Below are 25703 nucleotides of genomic sequence, written 5' to 3'. Positions count from 1 at the left end.
ATCTCCGCTCTTTGTGCTAAACTGGTCCACCGATTGTGATATACACTTCGGTTGGATAGGTAATTTGGCGAGATTATACGATGATCAAACAAAGGACACTTAAACGTATCGTTCAGGCGACTGGCGTCGGTTTACATACCGGCAAGAAAGTCACACTGACGTTGCGCCCTGCGCCGGCAAATACCGGGGTCATCTATCGTCGCACCGACTTGAATCCTCCGGTAGATTTTCCGGCAGATGCCAAATCTGTGCGTGATACCATGCTCTGTACTTGCCTGGTGAACGAGCACGATGTGCGGATTTCTACCGTTGAGCATTTAAACGCCGCCCTTGCGGGATTAGGTATTGATAACATTATTGTTGAAGTCAATGCCCCAGAAATCCCAATCATGGACGGTAGTGCAGCGCCGTTCGTCTACCTGCTGCTTGACGCCGGGATTGACGAATTAAACTGTGCGAAGAAATTTGTTCGCGTTAAAGAAACAGTTCGCGTCGAAGATGGCGATAAATGGGCTGAATTCAAGCCGTACAATGGTTTCTCGTTGGACTTCACCATCGACTTTAACCATCCGGCGATTGATGCAAGTACCCAACGCTACAGCATGAACTTCTCTGCAGACGCCTTTATGCGCCAGATTAGTCGTGCTCGTACCTTCGGTTTTATGCGTGATATCGAATATCTGCAGTCCCGTGGTTTGTGCCTGGGCGGTAGCTTCGATTGTGCCATCGTTGTTGACGATTATCGCGTACTGAACGAAGACGGCCTGCGTTTTGAAGATGAATTCGTTCGTCACAAAATGCTCGACGCGATTGGTGACTTGTTCATGTGCGGCCACAACATTATTGGCGCGTTTACCGCCTATAAGTCAGGTCATGCGCTGAATAACAAATTGCTTCAAGCGGTTCTGGCGAAGCAAGAAGCCTGGGAATGGGCAACCTTCCAGGACGATGCCGAACTTCCGTTAGCGTTCAAAGCACCGAAAATGGTTCTGGCATAACACCAGAATTATTTATTGCGACTGGTTTCATTGGTACTCTCTCCGGCCAATGATGCCAGTCGTTCTATTGCTGCCTTTAATTTCTCCGGACTACGTTCAGCCACCATCCGTAATGCTTGAGCACTTTGCTGGCTCAACTCTCTATTGACCCCTTCAGTTTTGCCCTTCACTGCTTGATTGCTGTTTTCTTGTACTGATTCTTGCCCAATTGCGGCCAGTGATGGATTAATCCTGATGTCGATTGATGTCAATGATGGTAATATTTGTGCACGTAATGCACTCAGTAGCGTGGCTTGTTCATAGCGTAAACGCATCAGCCAGCTAGCATTTGCAGTTTCAAGTACGAGTATGCCTTGTCGGAAATTAGCTACCCGGCACCAGGGATGCAGTTGAGCGGGTAATATCCCTCTTACCGCCCTGTTGAGCTTAAGTAGCGCAGTTGCGCGTTGCTGCACGTTTTGCAACACGCTTTCGGCACCAGCATCATCGAACAAATGATCTAAAGATTGTGGGCGACTATCACGCATACATAATGCTCCGGCGGATAAAGTGATTGGTATTCTAAATCGTTGGCGACAGTTTGGCAGACGTTATTTCTGGCCGCATCTCCTGTTGGGGATGGTCGCGGCGAGTTTTGGCATGCCTGCGCTCAGCCAAAATACCGAGCCTACAGCACCTGCGGAAACATCGACCAGCAGTCATGACTACCTGAATAAGGTCAGCTTCAATAGTCTGGCATTATTGCAGGAAAGTACCCGGCGGCCATCATTTAGTGTCGATTACTGGCATCAACATGCCATTCGCACAGTTATTCGCCACCTTTCCTTCGCTATGGCACCCCAAACGCTGCCAGTAGCTGAAGAAAGCTTGCCGCTTCAGGCACACAAACTCGCTTTACTGGATACGCTCACTGCGCTTCTTACCCAGGAAAGCAAACCCCCTGTTATTGTGCGCCATATTGCACTTTGGCAATCCCCATCGGTTGAGACTTTTAGTCCTGCCATCTGGATTAGCCAGGTTCACGGTATCCGCGCCGGTCCGCAGCGCCTCAGCTAAAACCATTCCTTTTAATTATAACGCTATTTTTAGCTCTGCCCTGAAGGCAGGCGTTTGAGAATTTATTATGCTTATCAAATTATTAACTAAAGTTTTCGGTAGCCGTAACGACCGCACTCTGCGTCGTATGCGTAAAGTTGTAACGCTTATCAACAGTATGGAACCGGAAATCGAAAAGCTTTCCGATGACGAATTAAAGGCAAAAACCAATGAGTTTCGTGCTCGCCTTGAAAAAGGTGAAGTGCTTGAAAATCTGATCCCTGAAGCATTCGCCGTTGTCCGTGAAGCGAGTAAGCGTGTGTTCGGTATGCGTCACTTCGATGTGCAACTGCTGGGCGGCATGGTGCTTAACGATCGCTGTATCGCAGAGATGCGTACGGGTGAAGGTAAAACACTGACCGCGACTCTGCCTGCTTACCTGAATGCCCTGAGTGGCCGTGGTGTTCACGTTGTTACCGTGAACGACTATCTGGCCCAGCGTGATGCTGAAAACAACCGTCCGCTGTTCGAATATCTGGGATTGAGCGTAGGTATCAACCTGCCAAACATGCCAGCTCCGGCTAAGCGTGAAGCTTATGCGGCTGACATTACTTACGGTACTAACAACGAATACGGTTTTGACTACCTGCGTGACAACATGGCCTTCAGCCCTGAAGAACGTGTCCAGCGTAAACTGCACTACGCATTGGTGGATGAGGTTGACTCAATTCTTATCGATGAAGCGCGTACGCCGCTAATCATCTCCGGCCCTGCTGAAGATAGTTCCGAGATGTACAGAAAAGTAAACAAAATCATCCCGAGCCTGATCCGTCAGGAAAAAGAAGATTCTGATACTTTCCAGGGCGAAGGCCACTTCTCCGTGGACGAAAAATCTCGTCAGGTAAACATTACCGAACGCGGTCTGGTACTGGTTGAAGAACTGCTGGTACGTGAAGGCATCATGGAGGAAGGCGAGTCACTTTACTCCCCAACCAATATCATGCTGATGCACCACGTGACTGCTGCATTGCGCGCACATGTGCTGTTCACCCGTGACGTTGACTACATCGTAAAAGATGGCGAAGTCATCATCGTTGATGAACATACCGGTCGTACCATGCAAGGTCGTCGCTGGTCTGATGGCCTGCACCAGGCTGTCGAAGCTAAAGAAGGCGTCGACATTCAGAACGAAAACCAAACGCTGGCATCTATCACCTTCCAGAACTACTTCCGCCTGTATGAAAAACTGGCTGGTATGACGGGTACTGCAGATACTGAAGCGTTTGAGTTCAGCTCAATTTACAAACTCGATACCATCGTTGTGCCAACTAACCGCCCAATGATCCGTAAAGACATGCCTGACCTGGTCTACATGACAGAAGCAGACAAGATTGCGGCAATTATCGAAGATATTAAAGAACGTACAACCAACGGTCAGCCTGTATTGGTCGGTACTATCTCTATCGAAAAATCCGAAGTGGTCTCGGAAGAGTTGACCAAAGCGGGTATCAAGCACAACGTTCTGAACGCCAAGTTCCACGCTAATGAGGCAGGGATTGTTGCCCAGGCGGGTTATCCTGCTGCCGTGACCATCGCAACGAACATGGCGGGTCGTGGTACGGATATCGTGTTGGGTGGTAGCTGGCAGGCAGAAGTTGCTGAGCTGGAAAATCCAACTCCAGAACAGATCGCGCAGATTAAAGCAGAGTGGCAGGTTCGCCATGACGCGGTTCTGGCATCCGGTGGTTTGCATATCATCGGTACTGAGCGTCACGAATCTCGCCGTATCGATAATCAGTTGCGCGGCCGCTCGGGTCGTCAGGGTGATGCCGGTTCATCTCGTTTCTATCTGTCTATGGAAGATTCCCTGATGCGTATTTTCGCATCGGATCGTGTTTCAGGCATGATGCGTAAACTGGGTATGAAGCCTGGTGAAGCGATTGAACACCCATGGGTAACCAAAGCGATTGCTAACGCACAACGTAAAGTTGAAAGCCGCAACTTTGATATCCGTAAACAGCTTCTTGAATATGATGATGTGGCGAACGACCAACGTCGTGCGATCTACAGCCAGCGTAACGAATTGCTCGATGTGAGCGACGTTAGCGAAACCATCAACAGCATTCGTGAAGATGTCTTCAAAGTGACCATAGACACGCACATTCCACCACAATCGCTGGAAGAAATGTGGGATGTTGAAGGGCTGGAAGAACGTCTGAAAAACGATTTCGACCTCGAACTGCCAATCAAAGAGTGGCTGGATAAAGAGCCCGAACTGCACGAAGAGACATTGCGCGAGCGTATTTTGCAAAACGCCGTAGAAGTGTATAAGCGTAAAGAAGAAGTGGTTGGCATTGAAATGATGCGTCATTTCGAAAAAGGGGTGATGCTGCAAACTCTGGATTCATTGTGGAAAGAGCACCTGGCGGCAATGGACTACTTGCGTCAGGGCATCCACCTGCGCGGCTACGCGCAAAAAGATCCTAAGCAAGAATACAAACGTGAATCTTTTGCCATGTTTGCTTCAATGCTCGAAGCGCTGAAATATGAAGTCATCAGCACGTTGAGCAAAGTTCAGGTTCGTATGCCTGAAGAAGTTGAAGCGATGGAACAGCAACGTCGTGAAGAAGCAGAGCGTCTGGCACAGATGCAACAGCTGAGCCACCAGGATGACGACACGCTTGCTGCAGAAGCACTGGCAGAAGAAACGGGTGAGCGCAAAGTGGGTCGTAACGATCCTTGCCCATGCGGTTCTGGTAAGAAATTCAAACAGTGTCACGGCCGTTTAAGCTAAGAACTTAATTGTCGACGAAGGCGCAGCTTGCTGCGCCTTTTTTCTATGGAGCACCTGCACAAAAATGAAACAACTAGAAATTGCCGTCGGGATCATTCGCAACGCCGAACGGAAGATTTTTATCACCCAACGAGCCGCTGATGCTCACATGGCAAATAAGCTGGAGTTCCCCGGCGGGAAAATCGAAGCCGGTGAAACGCCAGAGCAAGCCTTAGTTCGTGAACTACAGGAAGAGACAGGGATTACTGCTACCCAGTTTGAGTTGTTTGATAAGCTGTCTTACGAGTTCCCGGACAGGTTTATTACTTTGTGGTTCTTCATGGTGGAAAGCTGGGAAGGGGAACCGTGGGGTAAAGAAGGGCAACCGGGCCAATGGGTTGCACAAAATTCGCTGGTGGCGGCAGATTTCCCACCAGCAAATGAACCGGTTATCAGCAAATTGCTGCAGGGCTAACGCAGGTCTTCTTCACTCCAGTCATCACTCTCTGACAAATCGCCGCTGCTTGGAATACGTTTTTCCTCGGCGGCCCATTCACCTAGATCAATGAGCTGGCAGCGTTTGCTGCAAAACGGGCGATACGGACTGGTTTCATTCCAGATAACGACTTTGCCGCAACCCGGGCAGTTTACTTTTGTAGGTTCAGACATATTCGCTCCTTAACAGCATGCCAGTTCGAAATCGAGACGCTCAGGGATAATTCCATTCTCGCTATCAAGCGGTAAGAAACGGATCGCAAAACGGCTTTTATGACCAGACACCTGTGGGTAAAGCTGCGATGAGAGAGAAAGCTGTAAACGCAGCAAATCAGCATCGTCACCGTTGTCCTGATAAAAACCGTTAAGGCTGGTCTGCTTACGGAAGGGGGCAGAATTACGGATGATTTCCAGTAATAGATCCAGAGCCTGCTTTAACGGCTGCAAAGTCGCAAGCCAGGTATTAATTTGTGTATTGCGCTGCTCTTGTGGCGAATAAAGCCAGATATGCAATGTTGGTAAATCAAAACTACAGCAACCGCCTGGAATACTCAGACGCTGACGCACAAGAGCAATCAGACGGTCTTCACGTAAAGACTGTCCGAGGCGAGGAGCTGCCATTAACACACTGCCGCGTTCTTTGAGTTGGCTACGCAGCGAATCGATAAGCTGCATATCTACACCCGGAACTTCAGACCAGTTCAGTAATTTACGCTGCTGGCGCTCCAGCTCTTTGAGGATATCTGTGCGAATTTCGCCTCGCTCAAAGACGTCTAGCAGGTCACCGACATTACGGAAAAAATGAAGGGCTTTAGACGTCTCATCTACCGGTAATGAACTCTCGAGTTGTTGGATTAAAAACTCGATACGCAACCAGGTACGCATTTTTTCATTTAGTGGGTGCTCAAAAAGAATCTGGGTGCTCATTATTAATTTTCCTGCTGTGCGGCCTGTGCCGCCAGTTCCAGATACTGGCGGTGCAGACGGTCAACATGTGCGGCCACCTGTTCGGCAGCACCATCATTATTAATTACATCATCGGCAGCGCTCAAGCGTGCCTCGCGTGTTGCCTGTGCAGCAAGGATTTGTTGCACATGTTCGCAACTGACTTTATCGCGCGCAATAGTACGTGCGATTTGCACCTCTGGCGAGACATCAACAACCAGTACGCGATCGGCCATTTGTTGAAGGTTATTCTCAATTAACAATGGAACAACCCACAAAACGTAGGGAGAAACGGCTTGATTGATTTCAGTTCGGGTTCGCTGGTGGATAAGTGGATGTAGCAGCGCATTGAGCCACTGTTTTTCCTCAGGAGAGGAGAAGATCTTTTCGCGAAGAACACGGCGGTTAAGAGAGCCATCCTGAAGAAGAATTTCGTTACCAAAATGGTCAGAAATAATTGTAAGAGCAGATTGCCCTGGCTCAACAACCTGACGAGCAATCACGTCAGCATCTACAACGGTAATACCTAATCGGGAAAAGTTATCGGCGACAGTACTTTTACCACTGCCAATCCCACCCGTTAATGCCACCGTATAAACCATAAAAACCAGACCCTAAATCTACGTTTTATCAAGGATATAAAAAGTTAATTTGTACCTGCTGTGTTTCAGGGAAGCGCGGAGGCATTGGAAAAAATGAACCTCGCATAACGATTTCCTGTTTCTCAGGTAAATTTTAACGATTGTAGCGCAAAAAAGACTGTTTTCGCAGTCTTGCGGCGGCATTAATAGTGCGTATGATAACGTCACTGGAATTGGTGTCTAAATCACCAATTGCGTTCACGCGTCCTTCGCCATTCGACCCAGGAATCTGCAACATGCGTATTGAAGAAGATTTGAAGTTAGGTTTTAAAGACGTTCTTATTCGCCCAAAACGTTCCACTCTTAAAAGCCGCTCTGATGTAGAGCTTGAGCGCCAATTCACTTTCAAACACTCCGGTATGTCATGGTCAGGTGTTCCGATCATTGCAGCTAATATGGACACCGTTGGTACATTCGGTATGGCCCAGGCGTTAGCTTCGTTTGATATCCTTACCGCAGTCCATAAACACTACTCTGTTGAGCAGTGGGGCGACTTCGTTAAGTCTGTTTCAGACGATATCCTGAAGTTCATTATGGTCTCAACTGGTACTTCAGACGCTGACTTCCAGAAAACAAAGCAAATTCTTGCTCAGAATCCTGCTCTGAAATTTATCTGCATCGATGTGGCTAACGGCTACTCCGAACATTTCACTCAGTTCGTGTCTAAAGCACGTGAAGCATGGCCTGATAAAGTGATCTGCGCAGGTAACGTTGTGACTGGCGAAATGTGCGAAGAATTGATCCTTTCAGGTGCTGATATTGTTAAAGTCGGCATCGGCCCAGGCTCCGTATGTACGACTCGCGTGAAAACTGGTGTGGGTTACCCGCAACTGTCTGCTGTGATTGAATGTGCTGATGCAGCTCATGGCCTTGGCGGCCAGATTGTTAGCGACGGCGGCTGTACTGTCCCGGGTGATGTTGCTAAAGCATTCGGTGGTGGCGCTGATTTCGTGATGCTCGGTGGTATGCTGGCTGGCCACGAAGAAAGCGGCGGTACCGTTGTTGAAGAGAATGGCGAGAAATTCATGCTGTTCTACGGCATGAGCTCTGAGTCTGCGATGACTCGCCACGTTGGTGGTGTTGCACAGTACCGCGCAGCGGAAGGCAAAACAGTGAAATTGCCATTACGTGGCCCGGTAGAAAACACGGCCCGTGATATTCTGGGCGGCTTGCGTTCTGCTTGTACCTACGTTGGTGCTTCTCGCCTGAAAGAGTTGACCAAGCGCACCACGTTTATTCGTGTTGCCGAGCAGGAAAACCGCGTTTTCAATAGCCTCTAAGCTATAGATGCCAACGGCGCGGCATTCGCTGCGCCTCATCCCGCACTCATTGCATCGCCTAACTGAAAAATGGGCAGATACATCGCAATCACCAGCGTCCCAATAATCCCTCCCACGACTAACATCATTATCGGTTCCAGCGCAGCGGCCAGGTTATCAGCCCGTTCCTCGGTATTGTTTTGATGCCAGCTTGCCAGTTTTTCCAGCATTAAATCTAAAGCTCCTGACTCTTCACCCACTCGTACTAACTGACAACACAACGGTGTGAATCGCTCGCTCTCAGTGAGTGCAAGCCAGAACGGGACGCCTTGAATCACTTTGGTCGTAATCTGTGAAATAACCTTCTTCCATAACAATGGCGTAAGTGTTGTTTCCACTGCAGCTAGTCCTTGCAGCAAAGGGATTCCGGCCTGTTGAGAGAGTGACAGGGTGGTGTAGATTTGGCTGAGAACTTGCCCGCGCCAGAGTGGGGCAATCAGGGGAAGACGCAGCAAGAGATTTTGCTCATACTCTTGCCAGTGAGGTTTCCGTTGCCGAAGGAAATATCCACCGACGAAGAGGATCACGGATGCCATGAGCCACACGAGACCTTGTGTTGTGACCCAACTTGAAATAGCCATGACTGCCACGGTGACCGCAGGGAGCGGAGCGTTAAAGGAGCGATAGATATTGGCAAACTCCGGGAGAACAAATCCCATCATCCCGATAGTGACAAGCAGGGCGACAACCATGATAAACAGTGGGTATCGCAAGGCTTTCATGACCTTTTTATGCAGCCGGTAGAGCTTTTCTTGTTGGTCTGCCAGCCTTTTACAGCATTCGTCTAGCTTCCCCGTTAGCTCGCCAATGTGAATCAACGCAATAAACAATGCCGGGAAAATCTTCGGCCAGTGGCTTAATGCTGCTGAAAAGGGTGTCCCGCTTGATACACGTTGTTCGATGTCTTTTAGTAATGCGCTCCATTCTTCAAAGGGATGCTGCTGCGCGATAAGTAACAGTCCATCAGACAAGGAAATCCCTGCCTGAAGCAGAGTAGCCAGCTGCCGGAATACCTGAATTTTTTGCTGAATATGCCAACAGCCACGGCGTGTTCGTGACGTTTTACGAAGCTGTAAAAGCTGAAGATTGTCACTGAAAAGTTTATCGGTGACGGATGCAATATCTTCTGCAAATAACGAGCCCTTCTGTATCTGTCCGAGTGGGTCGACCGCTTTCCAGTGCCAGAGCAATAGCTTAGCCATGAGGGACTCCGAGTACCCGATAACACTCTTCGAGCGTGGTAAGTCCTTGTTCCACCGCCAGACAGCCACTTTCGAATAGCGTCAACATGCCTTGTTGGCGTGCGAGTGCATCGATTTCATGTGCGGGCATGCCCTGGATAATTGAAGACTGAATAATCGGGTCGACAAGCAAGATTTCAAACAATGCGCTTCGCCCGTAATAACCGCCGTAGCAGCGTTCACATCCTGTGGCATGCCAGTCTGGCAAAGCTCGTTTCCAGAGAGTTGTCGGAATGGCGATGTCATCAGGGCGTTGTTGTTTGCAGTGAGGGCAGAGTTTTCGAACCAGACGCTGTGCGACCACCATGTTCAACGCAGAGGCTAACATCCAGCGTTCCACCCCCATTTGTTGCAGGCGCACGACGGTCTCGGCCGTCGAGTTGGTATGGAGTGTTGAAAGAACAAGATGCCCGGTCTGCGCAGCCTTAATGGCAATTTCCGCGGTGTCGCTATCCCGAATCTCACCCACCATTATGATATCGGGATCCTGGCGCAACAAGGCGCGTAATACGCTGTGGAAACTTAGCCCCGCTTTGCTGTTTATTTGTGTTTGATTGAGCCCGCGCATCGGAATTTCTATAGGGTCTTCGACGCTACAAAGGTTGCTGGAAATCTGGTTGAGTATTTTTAGCGCGCTATAAAGCGTGATGGTTTTACCGCTCCCGGTGGGGCCAGTCACCAGAATCATACCTTGCGGATTGGCTAAGCAACGTTGAAAGCGAGTGCAATCATCCTGTGACATGCCTAAATCCGAAAGCTCAAAAGTTTGTTCGGTCTGGCTCATTAAGCGTAAAACAACCTTTTCCCCGTGATACACCGGTAACGTCGCAATGCGAAATGAACATTTATGCTTTTCGACTTCAATCTCCATTTGCCCATCCTGAGGTAAACGACGCTCTGCAATATCCAGATTCCCCAGTACTTTTAGCCGTGCCGTTAACGGGGCGGCCAGATGTGCTGGCAGGAGAGGCTGCAGTTGCAGCACGCCGTCGACCCGAAAACGAATCTGGTAGCCTTGCTCAATCGGTTCAAAGTGAATATCTGATGCGCGCAGTTGAATCGCTTTATGTAGCGTTTCTTGAAGCAGCTGAACCACTGGCGCGATGTTTTCAGTTTGTTCATCGGTGTTTACCAACGCTCCTGAATGCCGTGCTTTCTCTAACTGTTCGGCGGGCCAGTATTCAATGTTGATCGGCTTATCGCAGATAAAGCGCAATGCTTCAAAAAACTGAGCGGATGGATTGGGTGAAATAGCAATATGGAGTGTTGGATCTTCAGAAAGTAATACCGCCTGATACTGATTACACAGAGCGAGGATCTGCCGATTTTCCATGGCTTAGTTACCCGCAGGGTTATTATCAAAACGGAAAACTTCTTCGCAGCTCTGTTTCAGCGAGCTGCCATCGGTAGTGGCACAGCTCCGGTTCCAGCCTTCCACACCTTCGGCGTCATTCCAGCGGGGGGATAACGAAACGGTGAGACCACTCAGGCTTTCTTGCCCAGTTAACGTGACAACGCCGCTTTCAACGCTCATACCGCTGACATAACGTGTCGTTTTAGGCGAGGGGATACTGTTGCTCCCGGCATTGCACTGGCTAATCCCGCCTCGTTCAATGGCACAAAGCTCAATGGCGGTGCGGTAGGGGACAAAGGTTTGTAGCATGTCGGTCAATGCCGCTTTTCGCAGGTAATTCTGATAGGCGGGAATACCGATGGCACTGAGAATCGCGATAATGCCGATAACCACCATCAGCTCAATAAGTGTAAATCCTTGTTGTCTTTTCATATGCCGCTCCTGATTGAGATAGCGGCACTTTGCGCTGTAAGAATCCCTCAGGCGAGAGCGAGTGATAGCATCAGGAAGGCGCTTTCCAGCATTTATGTGAAGTTTGCAGGAGGCAACAATGAAAATGCGAGCAGTGACGCAAGAGAAGGAAAAAGGCAGATGAGTTTTACCCCATCTGCCCGGCAGGAATTAGCGGAAGCGCATAGAGAGATCGAGTGCGCGGACATGCTTAGTCAGCGCGCCCACAGAGATAAAGTCGACACCAGTTTCGGCAAATTCACGGATGGTTTCTTTCGTCACGTTTCCGGACACTTCCAGACGCGCTTTACCATTGGTGAGAACGACAGCTTTTCGCATATCTTCAACGTTGAAATTATCGAGCATAATGATGTCAGCGCCGGCAAGCAGCGCCTGTTCCAGCTCTTCAAGTGACTCAACTTCAACTTCTACAGGCACATCAGGGTGGTACCAGAATGCTTTTTCTACCGCCTGGCGAATGGAGCCGGAGGAGATGATATGGTTTTCTTTAATCAGAAAAGCATCGGACAGGCCCAGGCGATGGTTGCTGCCGCCACCGCAAAGCACTGCGTATTTCAGGGCTGTACGCAGGCCAGGCAGGGTTTTACGTGTATCAAGCAGTTGCGTATTGGTTCCCGCCAGAAGATCCACATAAGTGCGAACTTCGCTGGCTACGCCTGACAGCGTTTGAACAAAGTTCAACGCCGTACGTTCTCCGGTAAGCAATACGCGCGAAAGCCCCGTCAGTTCGAACAAAGGCTGGTCTACCACCACGGTTTGGCCATCCTCAACATGCCAGGTGACTTTGACATCCCCACCAAGCTGAATAAACACCTCTTCGACCCAACGTTTGCCACAGAACACACCGTTTTCACGGGTGATCACTACAGCATGTGAACAATGCTCTGCATCCAGTAATTGTGCGGTGATATCGTTATTAGGGTCAATCTCGCCACCCAAGTCTTCGCGCAAAGCCTGGGAAACAGCTTGTGGAATATCAAGGTTAATACGGTCGAGAAGCTCGTCACGTCGGCGGTCTGAGTTATAACGGCGAGGCGGCATGATAAAACTCCGAAATGGCTTAGTTAATGTCGAAACATGCTACATTGATGCGACGTCAAGTACCACTCTAAGGAGACCGCGGATGCAGCTAAAAAACGGCTGGCTGGTGGGTGTAAAGCATGTTCCTTCCCCACATTTTGATTGCCGACCGGAGGAGGAGACACCTTCGCTATTGGTGGTGCATAACATCAGTTTGCCACCGGCAGAGTTTGGTGGCCCATGGATTGACGCGCTGTTTACCGGAACGCTGGATGCGAACGCCCATCCCTATTTTGCGGGAATTGCTCATTTGCGTGTTTCCGCACATTGTCTGATTCGCCGTGACGGTGAAATTGTCCAGTATGTTCCTTTCGATAAACGCGCCTGGCATGCCGGGGTTTCTTTATATGATGGGCGTGAGCGCTGCAATGATTTTTCAATTGGTATTGAGCTGGAGGGGACCGATACGCTGCCCTATACTGATGCGCAATATCAACAACTTACTGCGATTACTGACACACTGATTTATGCCTATCCGGCTATAGCTGACCATATGACGGGACACTGCGATATCGCTCCGGGACGCAAAACGGACCCAGGCCCTGTTTTTGACTGGTCGCGTTTTCGCCGCTCGGTTGAGGTAACGTCAAATAAGGAGATGAAATGACGCTGTTTACGTTGTTGCTGGTGATGATTTGGGAACGGCTGTTCAAGCTGGGCGAACACTGGCAGCTGGATCACCGCCTTGAAGTCCTCTTTCGGCGGGTAAAAAACTTTTCGCTGTTTCGCACACTTCTGATGACTGCACTGTGCATGCTGGTGGTTTTCCTCGGCATTCGTGCGTTGCAAGGTTTGTTCTTTAATGTGCCGCTGTTGGTGTTCTGGATTGCACTCGGCGTTCTGTGTATGGGGGCAGGCCAGGTGCGCTTGCATTACCACGCCTATTTAAAGGCCGCGAACCACGACGACATTCATGCTCGTGATGCCATGGCCAGTGAGCTGACGCTTATCCATGGTATTCCGCCAGATTGCGACGAACGCGAATATCTGAAAGAGCTGCAAAACGCGCTTCTGTGGATTAACTTTCGTTTTTACCTCGCACCGCTGTTTTGGTTTATCGTCGGTGGAGTTTGGGGGCCGGTGACGCTGGCAGGTTATGCTTTCCTGCGTGCCTGGCAAACCTGGCTTGCTCGCCATCATTCACCGCAACAGCGTCTACATTCGGGTATCGATGCGATTTTGCATGTGCTGGACTGGGTGCCGGTGCGTCTGGTTGGTGTGGTTTATGCGCTGGTGGGTCACGGTGAGCGCGCACTTCCTGCATGGTTTGCTTCACTGGCTGACCGTCATACTTCGCAATATCAGGTGCTGACTCAACTGGCACAGTTTTCGCTGGCTCGCGAGCCACATCTCGATAAAGTGAAAACACCGAAAGCCGCTGTGACTATGGCCAAGAAAACTTCACTGGTGATTTTGGTGGTCGTTGCGTTACTGACCATTTACGGCACGCTGGTGTAGCCTAAACCCACCAGACTATTTTATTTGCTAGTTTGACCCTGAGCTGTGCTCAAAATCCTCACGTACTACATGTACGCTCCGGTTTTTCCGCGCAGTCCGAGTCCAAACTATCTGCAACAATAGCGCCTGGTGGGAGAGGCTGTTCAGCGTAGTCAGTTTAACGGTTATCTGCAGGCGGTATGCCAAACACCGGCATACCGTTTCCGTCCCATTCGAGCATTTTCAAACGTGTATGACGATTAGGGTCATACAACGGATCGCCTTCAATTTCCGTGTAGTTCCGCGCGTGGTAGACCAACACATCTTGCCCGTCTTTCGTTTTGGTAAAACTGTTATGCCCTGGCCCAAACTGTTTGTTTGGGTAACTGGTGGTAAACATCGGTTGAGGAGACTTATGCCAGTTTGCCGCATCGGTTGGGTCTGCATTCACATCTATCCATAGCAAGCCAATACAGTAGTTTTCATCGGTCGCACTGGCCGAATAACTGACAAATAGTTTGTCGCCGTGAACCACTACCGCTGGCCCTTCATTTACCAGAAAACCCCTGCACTCCCAGTCCAGCTCAGGCTTGCTTAACAACACAGGTTTGCCTTTGATGGCCCACGGGGTTTCCAGTTCGGCAAGATAGATATTGGAGTTACCCGCAATATCGGGATCTTTCTGCGCCCACAAATACCACTGTTTACCTTGATGACTGAAAGTAGTGGCATCCAGACAGAAGCTGTCGAACTGCGTTTTCACCTGACCTTTCTCGACCCATTGTCCCGTAAGCGGGTCTGCATCGGCACACTCCAGGGCAAACATCCGGTGCTGAAACATATTGAGCTTGTCGAGCTCATGAGTGTGGGTTGCGGCAAAGTAGATGTACCATTTCCCATCAATTTGATGCAGTTCCGGTGCCCAGATAAGTTCGCTCATCGGGCCGTGGTTCGGCTTGCGCCACACCACGGTTGGCTGGGCATTTGGCAGCTCGCTGATGGTCGCCGCCCGGCGGATTTCAAGTCGGTCGTACTCAGGCACCGATGCAATAAAGTAGTACCCGTCTCCATGCCGTAAAATAAACGGGTCGGCACGCTGCTCGATAAATGGATTAGGCCATTGCTCCTGATTCATAGCGCTTTCCTTATAGTTTCGCTTCAACAGGTTTGCTGTCGTGATAATCGTTGAGTTCGCGATAGTTACGACGACGTTTTTCAAGATCAGCCTGGATGCGACGCATCGTTTCACTGTCGACCTTCAGCAGGCGGACAACACCTGCGGTAATCAGGTATCCAACGCCTGGGATGATGGTAAATAGCATCACAATACCGTTAATGGATTCTGCACTTTGCTGTTTCGCACCGGCGTCGTAGCCGTACCAGGAAAGCAGGAAACCCACCATCGCACCGGCAATTGCCAGACCCAATTTCAGGAAGAACAAGTTACCTGAGAAGCTAATCCCGGTGATGCGTTTACCGGTTTTCCACTCGCCGTAGTCATCAACGTCAGCCATCAGCGACCAGTGCAGCGGTGAAGGGATCTGGTGCAGAATGTTGAGCAGGAAATACATCACTACAATGAGCGTGGTGGCATGCGGGTCAAGGAAATAGAAGCCGCAAGAGAAAATCGCTAACACGATGTTGGTCCAGAAGAACACTTTCAGTTTGCAGATACGGTCGGTCAACACTTTAGCCAGCATACTGCCGCCCATCATGCCTACTACGCCAAGGCTAATAAACAGGGTGGCGAAGCTGGTGCTTTGGCCCATTACCCAGGTGACGTAATACATAGTGGCTGCCATGCGTATAAAACCAGGGCAAACGTTGCACAGGGTCAGCAGTAAAATCCGCACCCACTGGTCATTTTTCCACACGTCTTTCAGGTCAGATTTTAAATCGTCATTGGTTGGCACAGCTGGACGTACACGTTCTCTGACGGTCGAGAAGCAGAATAAGAACATGAACATGCCGAGCACCGCCAGAACGCCCATCGCCATCTGATAGCCTTTCGCTTTGTCACCGCCACCAAACCAGTCAACCATTGGCAGCAGAGAGAGTGAAAGGATAAGCGTCGCGATACCGACCATGACAAAGCGATATGACTGGCAAGCCACACGCTCTTTCGGATCGTTAGTGATCACGCTTCCCAGGGAGCAATAAGGAATGTTGATGGCGGTATAGGTTAAAGAGAGCAGGAAGTAGGTGACGAAGGCATAGATAACTTTGCTGCTATATGCCCAGTCTGGAGTGGTAAACATCAGGTAACTGAAGAAGGCAAACGGGGCAGCCATCCATAAAATCCATGGACGAAAACGTCCCCAACGGCTTTGGGTTCTATCGGCAATCGCACCCATAATTGGGTCAGTAATGGCATCGATGACCCTGATTGAAAGCAGCATAACCCCCACAAGTGCCGGGGCCAGGCCAAAGATATCAGTGTAAAAATAGTTAACAAACAACATAATGGCGCCAAAGATGATATTGCATCCGGCGTCGCCCATTCCATAGCCAATCTTTTCTTTAATTGATAATTTGCTGTTTTCCATTGGGAAAGCTCCTGACCAGTATATGGACAAGAGTATTGGGCTGTTTGAGATTAATTGCGTGTCTGTAATTCGTTGCAGGGATGGACAATTCTGTCGTTATGGGAAAAGTGTGAAGCAGATAACTAATTCGTTGATGGAGTTTGTAGGTCGGATGTCGCTACGCTAATCCGACCTACGCCCCGAGCCTTAATGCATTAAGCTTTAACGCTCTTCAGGTTCTTCTGTTTGATGAAGTATCCGATACCCAGAACGACCACCCACACTGGAATCAACCATACGGAGATTGCCATGCCTGGAGTCATTGCCATGATAACCAGCACCGCTGCCATGAACAGCAAGCAGATATAGTTACCCAACGGATAGAACAGGGCAGGGAAGCGAGTCTTCACGCCTTGTTGATCTTTCGCACGACGGAACTTGATGTGCGCGAGGCTAATCATCGCCCAGTTAATGACCAGTGCAGAGACGACCAGCGCCATCAGCAGGCCGAACGCTTCAGCTGGAGCCAGATAGTTAATCAATACACACAATGCAGTGAACAGCGCAGATACCAGGATGGTATTAACTGGTACGCCACGTTTATCGACTTTCTGCAGCGCTTTTGGCGCGTTGCCTTGCTGAGCCAGACCAAACAGCATGCGGCTGTTGCAGTAAACACAGCTGTTATAAACGGACAGTGCAGCGGTCAGAACCACGATGTTGAGAGCGTTGGCGACAAAGCTGTCACCCAGTTCGTGGAAGATAAGCACGAACGGGCTGGTGTCAGCGGTCACACGAGTCCATGGCATCAGAGACAGCAGAACAGCCAGTGAGCCCACATAGAAAATCAGAATACGGTAAATAACCTGGTTGGTAGCTTTAGGAATGCTGACTTGTGGATTATCCGCTTCTGCAGCAGTAATACCGACCAGCTCAAGCCCACCGAAGGAGAACATGATAATGGCCATCATCATGACTAATCCGGTAAAGCCGTGCGGCAAGAATCCGCCTTGTTCCCAAAGGTTACGAACAGTAGCTTGTGGGCCGGCATTGTCGCTAAACAGCAACCAGCCACCAAACAGAATCATGGCAACGACGGCGATGACTTTGATTATTGCGAACCAGAATTCCATTTCACCGAACACTTTTACGTTGGTCAGGTTAATGGCATTGATCACGACGAAAAACACCGCGGCAGAAGCCCAGGTTGGGATCTCGGGATACCAGAACTGGATGTATTTACCTACCGCAGTAAGCTCTGCCATCGCGACCAGGACATACAGTACCCAGTAGTTCCAGCCAGACGCAAAACCTGCAAATCCACCCCAGTATTTATAAGCAAAGTGGCTAAAAGAACCGGCTACAGGCTCTTCTACAACCATTTCACCCAACTGGCGCATGATCAGAAAGGCAATAAAACCTGCGATCGCGTAGCCAAGAATAATCCCCGGCCCGGCGGATTGGATGACAGACGCACTACCCAGAAACAGGCCTGTTCCTATTGCTCCACCCAGTGCGATGAGCTGAATATGGCGGTTTTTAAGGCCGCGTTTCAGCGTGTCGCCTTGCTGTTGACCTTCCATCGTTTAACCTCGTGTGTGGTTATTTTCAGGGCGCTAATTGCACCTCTGTAAGTTTGTAATTCCGTAATGTGTAGTGTTTATTTTACGGTTTTTAATTCCAGTATTTTGCGCATTGGACTACCGCAGCGCAAAGAATAGTGGTAAGTGCCGGCGTTTGCACCTGCTTTCTATTCTTGTCGTGACGAGTTGAATAAAAAGAAACCAGTTGTTATTCCGCCATCTCTTTCACTTCTGCTGTTATTTGTTCAGATTAAGCGCTACCTGTGAATTAATATTCATATTTTAAACTGATGAATCGCTTCAATTTGCAAGAAAAACCAATTTTTGCTGTTTCGTAAAAGTTAAAAGCGGCTTGGGTGGGTAAATATGACATTTGTGCAAAGTTACAGCTTTGAAACATCATTTCTGTAATGTTGTTAAAATGTGCCTGGTTTAATGATTTCAATCAAAACCAATATGGACAGAAGGTGAATACTTTGTTACTTTAGCGTCAAGAATGTGAAATTGGTCATACCAATTGACTCCCCCAGATAATTTGAAGTCTGAAGGGGATATATCCAAAATAATTCGAGTTGTAGGAAGGCGGCAAACGAGAGAGTCCCGGTGAGCTTACATAAGTAAGTGATTCGGGTGAACGAGCGCAGCTAACGCACCAACAACTTGAAGAATGACGGGTATAGCGCTAATGGCAGAGACAGGGAAAAAATGGCCTACAGCAAAATCCGCCAACCAAAATTATCCGATGTGATTGAGCAGCAGTTGGAGTTTCTCATCCTCGAAGGCACCTTGCGTCCCGGCGAAAAACTCCCTCCAGAGCGCGAATTGGCAAAACAGTTCGACGTTTCTCGTCCTTCACTGCGCGAGGCCATTCAGCGCCTTGAAGCGAAAGGACTCCTGCTTCGTCGTCAGGGCGGCGGTACTTTTGTCCAAAACAGTCTTTGGCAAAGTTTAAGCGACCCGCTGGTCGAACTGCTGTCTGACCATCCTGAATCCCAGTTTGATCTGCTTGAAACCCGCCACGCACTTGAAGGTATCGCTGCGTATTACGCTGCTTTGCGTGGTACGGACGAAGATCTCAAACGTATTGGCGACTGCCATTTAGCCATTCAAAAAGCGCAAGAGTCCGGCGATCTGGATGCTGAATCCGATGCGGTTATGCAGTATCAAATCGCTGTAACCGAAGCCGCTCACAACGTGGTGCTACTACACTTGTTGCGCTGTATGTCACCAATGCTCGAACAAAACGTTCGTCAGAATTTTGAATTGCTCTATGCGCGCCGTGAAATGCTGGCGCAAGTGAGCAGCCATCGCGCCAGCATTTTTGCGGCGATTATGGCTCGCCAGCCGGAGCAGGCGCGCGAAGCGTCGCACCGTCACCTGGCATTTATCGAAGAAATATTGCTGGATCGCAGCCGCGAACAGAGTCGTCGAGAACGTTCTCTGCGGCGCTTACAGCAACGTAAGGAATGAGAACCTGAAATATCTGGTTCTTTTAAGCGCCACTATTTAGAGCGCGGCAACTAAACGCAGAACCTGTCTTATTGTGTTTTTCCAAGGAAAATACAATGGGACAGGTTCCAGATAATCAACGTATTAGACACAGATAAGGAATACCACCCATGTCAGAACGTTTCCCAAATGACGTGGATCCGATCGAAACTCGCGACTGGCAACAGGCGATCGAATCGGTCATCCGTGAAGAAGGTGTTGAGCGCGCACAGTACCTGATTGATCAGTTATTGAGCGAAGCCCGTAAAGGCGGAGTAAAAGTTGCAGAAGGTTCTTCTGCCCGTCAGTACGTAAACTCCATCGCCGTTGAAGATGAACCGGAATACCCGGGGAATCTGGAGCTGGAACGCCGTATTCGTTCTGCTATCCGTTGGAATGCCATCATGACTGTCCTGCGTGCGTCTAAAAAAGACCTCGATCTGGGCGGCCATATGTCATCTTTCCAGTCTTCTGCAACCGTGTATGACGTGTGTTTCAACCACTTCTTCCGCGCACGCAATGCGAAAGATGGCGGCGATCTGGTTTACTTCCAGGGTCACATCTCCCCAGGCGTTTACGCACGTGCTTTCCTTGAAGGCCGCCTGACTGAAGAGCAGATGAACAATTTCCGTCAGGAAGTTCACGGTAATGGTCTGTCTTCTTACCCGCACCCGAAATTGATGCCTGAATTCTGGCAGTTCCCGACCGTATCTATGGGTCTGGGTCCAATCGGTGCTATCTATCAGGCTAAATTCCAGAAATACCTGGAACACCGTGGTCTGAAAGACACCTCCGCACAGCGCGTTTACGCGTTCCTGGGCGATGGTGAGATGGATGAGCCAGAATCTAAAGGTGCGATCACTATCGCAACCCGTGAAAAACTGGACAACCTGTGCTTCATCATTAACTGTAACCTCCAGCGTCTGGATGGCCCAGTAACCGGTAACGGCAAAATCATTAACGAACTGGAAGGTATCTTCGCGGGTGCTGGCTGGAACGTTATCAAAGTGATTTGGGGCTCTCGTTGGGACGAACTGCTGCGTAAAGATACCAGCGGTAAGCTGCTGCAGCTGATGGGCGAAACCGTTGACGGTGACTACCAGACCTTCAAATCCAAAAATGGCGCTTACGTACGTGAGCACTTCTTCGGTCGTTATCCAGAAACTGCTGCACTGGTTAAAGATATGTCCGACGATGAGATTTGGGCACTGAACCGTGGCGGCCACGATCCTAAGAAAATCTACGCTGCACTGCGCAATGCACAAGAAACCAAAGGCAAAGCAACTGTAATCCTGGCTCATACCGTTAAAGGTTATGGCATGGGTGAGACTGCCGAAGGTAAAAACATCGCGCACCAGGTTAAGAAAATGAACATGGACGGCGTACGTTATGTACGTGACCGTTTCAACGTTCCAGTGACCGATGCTGAAATCGAAAAACTGCCATACATCAAGTTTGAAGAAGGCAGCGAAGAGTACAAATATCTGCATGGCCAGCGTGAAAAACTGAACGGCTACCTGCCGACTCGCCTGCCAAAATTCACCGAGAAACTGGAACTGCCAACACTTGCAGACTTCAACTCGCTGTTAGAAGAGCAGAACAAAGAAATCTCCACCACTATCGCTTTCGTTCGTGCCCTGAACGTGATGCTGAAGAACCCGTCTATCAAAGACCGTCTGGTTCCAATCATTGCCGATGAAGCGCGTACTTTCGGTATGGAAGGTCTGTTCCGTCAGATCGGTATTTACAGCCCGAACGGCCAGCAGTACACCCCGCAGGACCGTGAGCAGGTTGCATACTACAAAGAAGACGAGAAAGGCCAGATCCTGCAAGAAGGTATCAACGAGCTGGGCGCAGGTTCATCCTGGCTGGCTGCTGCGACCTCTTACAGCACCAACGATCTGCCAATGATCCCGTTCTACATCTACTACTCCATGTTCGGTTTCCAACGTATTGGCGACCTGTGCTGGGCTGCGGGTGACCAACAGGCGCGTGGCTTCCTGGTCGGCGGGACTTCCGGTCGTACCACACTCAACGGTGAAGGTTTGCAGCACGAAGATGGCCACAGCCATATTCAGTCTCTGACTATCCCTAACTGTATCTCTTACGATCCAGCGTACGCTTACGAAGTTGCTGTCATCATGCATGACGGTCTGGTGCGTATGTACGGCGAAGCACAAGAGAACATTTACTACTACATCACTACGCTGAACGAAAACTACCACATGCCAGCCATGCCAGAAGGCGCGGAAGAAGGCATCCGTAAAGGTATCTACAAACTGGAAACAGTTGAAGGTACTAAAGGTAAGGTTCAGCTGATGGGCTCTGGTTCCATCCTGCGTCACGTACGTGAAGCAGCACAGATCCTGGCTAAAGACTACGGCGTTGGCTCTGATGTGTTCAGCGTGACTTCCTTCACCGAACTGGCTCGTGATGGTCAGGACTGTGAACGTTGGAACATGCTGCACCCAACTTCAGAACCACGTGTACCGTACGTTGCTCAGATTCTGAGTGATGCACCAGCTGTAGCGTCTACTGACTATATGAAACTGTTCGCTGAGCAGATCCGTAACTTCATCCCAGCAAGCGATTACCGCGTACTGGGTACTGATGGCTTCGGTCGTTCAGACAGCCGCGAAAACCTGCGTCACCACTTCGAAGTGGACGCATCTTACGTGGTTGTTGCGGCACTTGGCGAACTGGCTAAACGTGGCGAAATCGATAAGAAAGTGGTGGCTGACGCTATCACCAAATTCAACATCGATGCAGATAAAGTCAACCCGCGTCTGGCATAAGAGGTAAAGAATAAAATGGCTATCGAAATCAACGTACCGGACATTGGTGCAGACGAAGTTGAAGTCACCGAAATCATGGTGAAAGTGGGCGATAAGGTTGAAGTTGACCAGTCCATCATCTCCGTGGAAGGTGATAAGGCTTCAATGGAAGTTCCTTCACCGCAAGCAGGCGTGGTCAAAGAGATCAAAGTTGCGGTAGGTGACAAAGTTGAAACCGGCAAACTGGTTATGATTTTCGAATCCGCCGAAGGTGCAGCAGCCGCTGCACCTGCTCCGGCCGAAGAGAAGAAAGAAGCAGCGCCAGCAGCCGCTGCGGCCAAAGAAGTGAACGTGCCAGACATCGGCGGTGACGAAGTTGAAGTCACCGAGATTATGGTTAAAGTTGGCGACAAAGTTGAAGCAGAGCAGTCTCTGATCACCGTTGAAGGTGATAAAGCTTCTATGGAAGTCCCGGCGCCGTTCGCAGGCGTTGTCAAAGAAATCAAAATCAATACTGGCGACAAAGTGTCTACCGGTTCCCTGATTATGGTCTTCGAAGTAGCGGGTGCTGCACCGGCTGCGACAGAAGCCAAAGCTGAAGCCGCTCCGGCTGCAGCACCAGCGGCATCTGGCTCTAAAGAAGTGAACGTTCCGGACATCGGCGGTGACGAAGTTGAAGTGACTGAAGTGATGGTTAAAGTTGGCGATAAAGTTGCCGCTGAACAATCACTGATTACTGTAGAAGGCGACAAAGCTTCTATGGAAGTCCCAGCTCCGTTCGCGGGTGTGGTTAAAGAAATCAAAATCAATACTGGCGACAAGGTGTCTACCGGTTCTCTGATTATGGTCTTTGAAGTGGAAGGCGCTGCTCCAGCTCCTGCCGCTAAGCAAGAAGCAGCTGCTCCGGCTCCTGCGGCTCAGAAACCTGCAGCAGCGCCAGCTAAAGCAGAAGGCAAAACTGAATTCGCTGAAAACGACGCATATGTTCACGCAACCCCACTGATTCGCCGTCTGGCGCGTGAGTTCGGTGTGAACCTGGCGAAAGTGAAAGGGACTGGCCGTAAAGGTCGTATCCTGCGCGAAGACGTTCAGGCTTACGTGAAAGATGCGGTTAAACGCGCTGAAACTGCACCAGCTGCTGCTACCGGCGGCGGTCTGCCAGGCATGCTGCCATGGCCGAAAGTAGACTTCAGCAAGTTTGGTGAAATCGAAGAAGTTGAACTGGGCCGTATCCAGAAAATTTCTGGTGCTAACCTGAGCCGTAACTGGGTAATGATCCCGCACGTTACGCACTTCGACAAAACGGATATCACTGAGCTGGAAGCGTTCCGTAAACAGCAGAACGTAGAAGCTGAGAAGAAGAAACTGGGCGTTAAAATTACTCCAGTAGTCTTCATCATGAAAGCCGTTGCCGCTGCACTTGAGCAAATGCCACGCTTCAACAGCTCCCTGTCCGAAGATGGTCAGAAGCTGACGCTGAAAAAGTACATCAACATCGGTGTTGCGGTTGATACGCCAAACGGTCTGGTTGTTCCAGTCTTCAAAGACGTGAACAAGAAAGGCATCGTTGAGCTGTCTCACGAACTGATGGCTATCTCCAAGAAAGCTCGCGATGGCAAGCTGACTGCTGGCGAAATGCAGGGCGGTTGCTTTACTATCTCAAGCCTCGGTGGTATCGGGACGACTCACTTCGCGCCAATCGTTAACGCGCCAGAAGTGGCAATCCTGGGTGTCTCCAAGTCTTCTATGGAGCCGGTCTGGAATGGTAAAGAGTTCACTCCGCGTCTGATGATGCCAATGTCTCTTTCCTTCGATCACCGCGTGATTGACGGTGCTGATGGTGCGCGCTTCATCACCATCATCAACAACATGCTGGCAGACATTCGCCGTCTGGTGATGTAAGCCAAAAAGCCGGCCTTTCGGTCGGCTTTTTTTAGGTCAATCTCGTGATGCAGTTCGAGATTATCTGATGCAAAGGACAATTCGTTTGCCGTTTGTTGTTTCAAAATTGTTAACAGTTTTGTAGACTACGTGCGGATAGAACGTCCCGGTGGATGACGGGCGATAAGGCCAGGGATCACCGGATAGAAAACATAGAGGTCATGATGAGTACTGAAATCAAAACTCAGGTCGTCGTACTTGGGGCAGGCCCGGCAGGTTATTCTGCTGCATTCCGTTGCGCTGATTTAGGTCTGGAGACCGTCATTGTAGAACGTTACAGCACCCTTGGTGGTGTTTGCCTGAACGTTGGCTGTATCCCTTCTAAAGCCCTGCTGCACGTTGCTAAAGTTATCGAAGAAGCGAAAGCGTTAGCAGAGCATGGCATTGTTTTCGGTGAGCCGAAAACTGACATCGACAAGATCCGTACCTGGAAAGAAAAGGTTATCAACCAGTTGACTGGTGGCCTGTCTGGTATGGCGAAAGGTCGTAAAGTTAAAGTGGTGAATGGCCTGGGTAAATTTACCGGCACTAACACCCTGGTTGTTGAAGGTGAAAATGGTCCAACGACTATCAACTTCGATAACGCCATTATCGCGGCGGGTTCTCGTCCGATTCAGCTGCCATTCATTCCGCATGAAGATCCACGCGTATGGGATTCTACCGACGCACTGGAACTGAAATCCGTACCAAAACGCATGCTGGTTATGGGTGGCGGTATCATCGGTCTGGAAATGGGTACTGTGTACCATGCGCTGGGTTCAGAGATTGACGTGGTTGAAATGTTTGACCAGGTTATCCCGGCTGCCGACAAAGACGTGGTGAAAGTCTTCACCAAACGTATCAGCAAGCAATTCAACCTGATGCTGGAAACCAAAGTTACTGCTGTTGAAGCCAAAGAAGATGGCATCTATGTAACAATGGAAGGCAAAAAAGCCCCAGCTGAACCACAGCGTTACGATGCGGTTCTGGTTGCAATCGGTCGCGTACCTAACGGTAAGCTGCTGGATGCGGGCGCTGCTGGCGTTGAAGTTGATGACCGTGGCTTCATCCGTACCGATAAGCAAATGCGCACTAACGTGCCGAATATCTTTGCAATCGGCGACATCGTAGGCCAGCCAATGCTTGCTCACAAAGGTGTTCACGAAGGTCACGTTGCCGCTGAAGTTATCGCGGGCATGAAGCACTACTTCGACCCGAAAGTGATCCCTTCTATCGCTTATACCGAACCAGAAGTTGCATGGGTTGGTCTGACCGAGAAAGAAGCGAAAGAAAAAGGCATCAGCTACGAAACCGCCACCTTCCCGTGGGCAGCTTCTGGCCGTGCTATCGCTTCCGACTGCGCAGACGGTATGACCAAACTGATTTTCGACAAAGAAACACACCGTGTTATTGGTGGTGCGATTGTCGGTACTAACGGCGGCGAGCTGTTGGGCGAAATCGGTCTGGCTATCGAAATGGGTTGTGACGCAGAAGATATCGCGCTCACCATCCACGCGCACCCGACTCTGCATGAGTCTGTAGGTCTGGCTGCTGAGATCTTCGAAGGTAGCATCACCGACCTGCCAAACCCGAAAGCGAAGAAGAAGTAATACTCTCACTTTGC

The 25703-nt window shown here is 49.9% G+C and carries 22 protein-coding genes; 11 read left to right on the top strand and 11 right to left on the bottom strand.

The genetic code is table 11. The annotated features are described in order from the left end of the window. Positions 1-80: 80 nt before the first annotated feature. A complete protein-coding gene (gene lpxC / locus WBL83_RS19345; RefSeq protein ID WP_424590645.1) occupies positions 81-998 on the top strand; it encodes a UDP-3-O-acyl-N-acetylglucosamine deacetylase in 918 nt (305 codons plus the stop codon). Positions 999-1006: 8 nt separating this feature from the next. On the opposite strand, the gene WBL83_RS19340 is transcribed toward lpxC, so the two are convergent. Continuing rightward, a complete protein-coding gene (locus tag WBL83_RS19340; protein WP_424590644.1) occupies positions 1007-1525 on the bottom strand; it encodes a DUF721 domain-containing protein in 519 nt (172 codons plus the stop codon). 22 nt (positions 1526-1547) lie between these two features. On the opposite strand from WBL83_RS19340, the gene secM reads away from it, so the two are divergent. The 3 genes from secM to mutT all read left to right on the top strand — a co-directional run bounded on the left by secM (position 1548) and on the right by mutT (position 5281). Then, entirely contained in the window at positions 1548-2054 is a 507-nt protein-coding gene (secM, locus tag WBL83_RS19335) for a secA translation cis-regulator SecM (RefSeq protein ID WP_424590643.1), read from the top strand. 67 nt (positions 2055-2121) lie between these two features. Further along, on the top strand, positions 2122-4827 hold the full coding sequence (gene secA, locus WBL83_RS19330; RefSeq protein ID WP_424590642.1) for a preprotein translocase subunit SecA: 2706 nt from the start codon (positions 2122-2124) through the stop codon (positions 4825-4827). Between the two features lie 64 nt (positions 4828-4891). After that, positions 4892-5281 carry an 8-oxo-dGTP diphosphatase MutT gene (gene mutT / locus WBL83_RS19325; protein WP_424590641.1) on the top strand — a complete coding sequence of 130 codons (390 nt, stop codon included), beginning with the start codon at positions 4892-4894 and terminating at the stop codon, positions 5279-5281. Here the strand turns inward: mutT and yacG are convergent. From yacG to coaE, 3 genes are read right to left on the bottom strand one after another with little or no spacing between them, the layout of a single operon-like run. Next, complete coding sequence (gene yacG / locus WBL83_RS19320) at positions 5278-5475, bottom strand: DNA gyrase inhibitor YacG (protein ID WP_183272781.1); 198 nt, start codon at positions 5473-5475, stop codon at positions 5278-5280. The genes mutT and yacG overlap by 4 nt on opposite strands. Positions 5476-5484: 9 nt before the next feature. Continuing rightward, a complete protein-coding gene (gene zapD / locus WBL83_RS19315; protein WP_424590640.1) occupies positions 5485-6228 on the bottom strand; it encodes a cell division protein ZapD in 744 nt (247 codons plus the stop codon). Positions 6229-6230: 2 nt separating this feature from the next. After that, positions 6231-6848 carry a dephospho-CoA kinase gene (gene coaE / locus WBL83_RS19310; protein WP_424590639.1) on the bottom strand — a complete coding sequence of 206 codons (618 nt, stop codon included), beginning with the start codon at positions 6846-6848 and terminating at the stop codon, positions 6231-6233. Between the two features lie 275 nt (positions 6849-7123). Here coaE and WBL83_RS19305 point away from each other — a divergent pair, with 275 nt between their 5' ends. Next, complete coding sequence (locus tag WBL83_RS19305; RefSeq protein WP_424590638.1) at positions 7124-8167, top strand: GMP reductase; 1044 nt, start codon at positions 7124-7126, stop codon at positions 8165-8167. A gap of 35 nt (positions 8168-8202) precedes the next feature. Here WBL83_RS19305 and hofC read toward each other — a convergent pair whose 3' ends face one another. The 4 genes from hofC to nadC all read right to left on the bottom strand — a co-directional run bounded on the left by hofC (position 8203) and on the right by nadC (position 12313). Then, positions 8203-9408 carry a protein transport protein HofC gene (gene hofC, locus WBL83_RS19300; protein ID WP_424590637.1) on the bottom strand — a complete coding sequence of 402 codons (1206 nt, stop codon included), beginning with the start codon at positions 9406-9408 and terminating at the stop codon, positions 8203-8205. Continuing rightward, the gene (gene gspE, locus WBL83_RS19295) at positions 9401-10780 is read right to left on the bottom strand and encodes a type II secretion system protein GspE (RefSeq protein ID WP_424590636.1); all 1380 of its coding nucleotides are present in this window, start codon (positions 10778-10780) and stop codon (positions 9401-9403) included. The genes hofC and gspE overlap by 8 nt, the downstream gene beginning before the upstream one ends. A gap of 3 nt (positions 10781-10783) precedes the next feature. Further along, positions 10784-11233: a prepilin peptidase-dependent pilin gene (ppdD, locus tag WBL83_RS19290; protein ID WP_424590635.1), complete on the bottom strand. Its 450-nt coding sequence runs from the start codon at positions 11231-11233 to the stop codon at positions 10784-10786. A 189-nt stretch (positions 11234-11422) separates the two neighbouring features. Further along, complete coding sequence (gene nadC, locus WBL83_RS19285; RefSeq protein WP_424590634.1) at positions 11423-12313, bottom strand: carboxylating nicotinate-nucleotide diphosphorylase; 891 nt, start codon at positions 12311-12313, stop codon at positions 11423-11425. Between the two features lie 82 nt (positions 12314-12395). Between nadC and ampD the strand changes: the two genes are divergently transcribed. Both ampD and ampE read left to right on the top strand, forming a co-directional pair. Continuing rightward, complete coding sequence (gene ampD / locus WBL83_RS19280; protein ID WP_424590633.1) at positions 12396-12959, top strand: 1,6-anhydro-N-acetylmuramyl-L-alanine amidase AmpD; 564 nt, start codon at positions 12396-12398, stop codon at positions 12957-12959. Continuing rightward, the gene (gene ampE, locus WBL83_RS19275) at positions 12956-13810 is read left to right on the top strand and encodes a beta-lactamase regulator AmpE (protein ID WP_424590632.1); all 855 of its coding nucleotides are present in this window, start codon (positions 12956-12958) and stop codon (positions 13808-13810) included. Before ampD ends, ampE begins: the two co-directional genes overlap by 4 nt. A 157-nt stretch (positions 13811-13967) precedes the next feature. On the opposite strand, the gene WBL83_RS19270 is transcribed toward ampE, so the two are convergent. From WBL83_RS19270 to aroP, 3 genes are all read right to left on the bottom strand, one after another. Then, the gene (locus tag WBL83_RS19270; protein WP_424590631.1) at positions 13968-14924 is read right to left on the bottom strand and encodes a family 43 glycosylhydrolase; all 957 of its coding nucleotides are present in this window, start codon (positions 14922-14924) and stop codon (positions 13968-13970) included. A gap of 10 nt (positions 14925-14934) precedes the next feature. Beyond that, a complete protein-coding gene (locus WBL83_RS19265; RefSeq protein WP_424590630.1) occupies positions 14935-16335 on the bottom strand; it encodes a glycoside-pentoside-hexuronide (GPH):cation symporter in 1401 nt (466 codons plus the stop codon). Positions 16336-16529: 194 nt separating this feature from the next. Next, positions 16530-17897 (bottom strand): aromatic amino acid transporter AroP, encoded by a 1368-nt coding sequence (aroP, locus tag WBL83_RS19260; RefSeq protein ID WP_424590629.1) that lies wholly within the window; start codon positions 17895-17897, stop codon positions 16530-16532. 705 nt (positions 17898-18602) lie between these two features. Here aroP and pdhR point away from each other — a divergent pair. The 4 genes from pdhR (at position 18603) to lpdA (ending at position 25689) form a co-directional block, all read left to right on the top strand. Further along, on the top strand, positions 18603-19367 hold the full coding sequence (gene pdhR / locus WBL83_RS19255) for a pyruvate dehydrogenase complex transcriptional repressor PdhR (RefSeq protein WP_064516235.1): 765 nt from the start codon (positions 18603-18605) through the stop codon (positions 19365-19367). Between the two features lie 149 nt (positions 19368-19516). Further along, positions 19517-22180, top strand: coding sequence for a pyruvate dehydrogenase (acetyl-transferring), homodimeric type (aceE, locus tag WBL83_RS19250; RefSeq protein WP_424590628.1), 2664 nt, complete (start codon positions 19517-19519; stop codon positions 22178-22180). 15 nt (positions 22181-22195) lie between these two features. After that, complete coding sequence (aceF, locus tag WBL83_RS19245; RefSeq protein ID WP_424590627.1) at positions 22196-24061, top strand: pyruvate dehydrogenase complex dihydrolipoyllysine-residue acetyltransferase; 1866 nt, start codon at positions 22196-22198, stop codon at positions 24059-24061. A 203-nt stretch (positions 24062-24264) separates the two neighbouring features. Then, the gene (gene lpdA / locus WBL83_RS19240) at positions 24265-25689 is read left to right on the top strand and encodes a dihydrolipoyl dehydrogenase (RefSeq protein ID WP_424590626.1); all 1425 of its coding nucleotides are present in this window, start codon (positions 24265-24267) and stop codon (positions 25687-25689) included. The last annotated feature ends 14 nt before the right edge of the window (positions 25690-25703 follow it).

The organism is Buttiauxella sp. (assembly GCF_049686335.1).
GTDB lineage: Bacteria > Pseudomonadota > Gammaproteobacteria > Enterobacterales > Enterobacteriaceae > Buttiauxella.
This window is presented reverse-complemented; position numbering and strand designations above follow the sequence as displayed.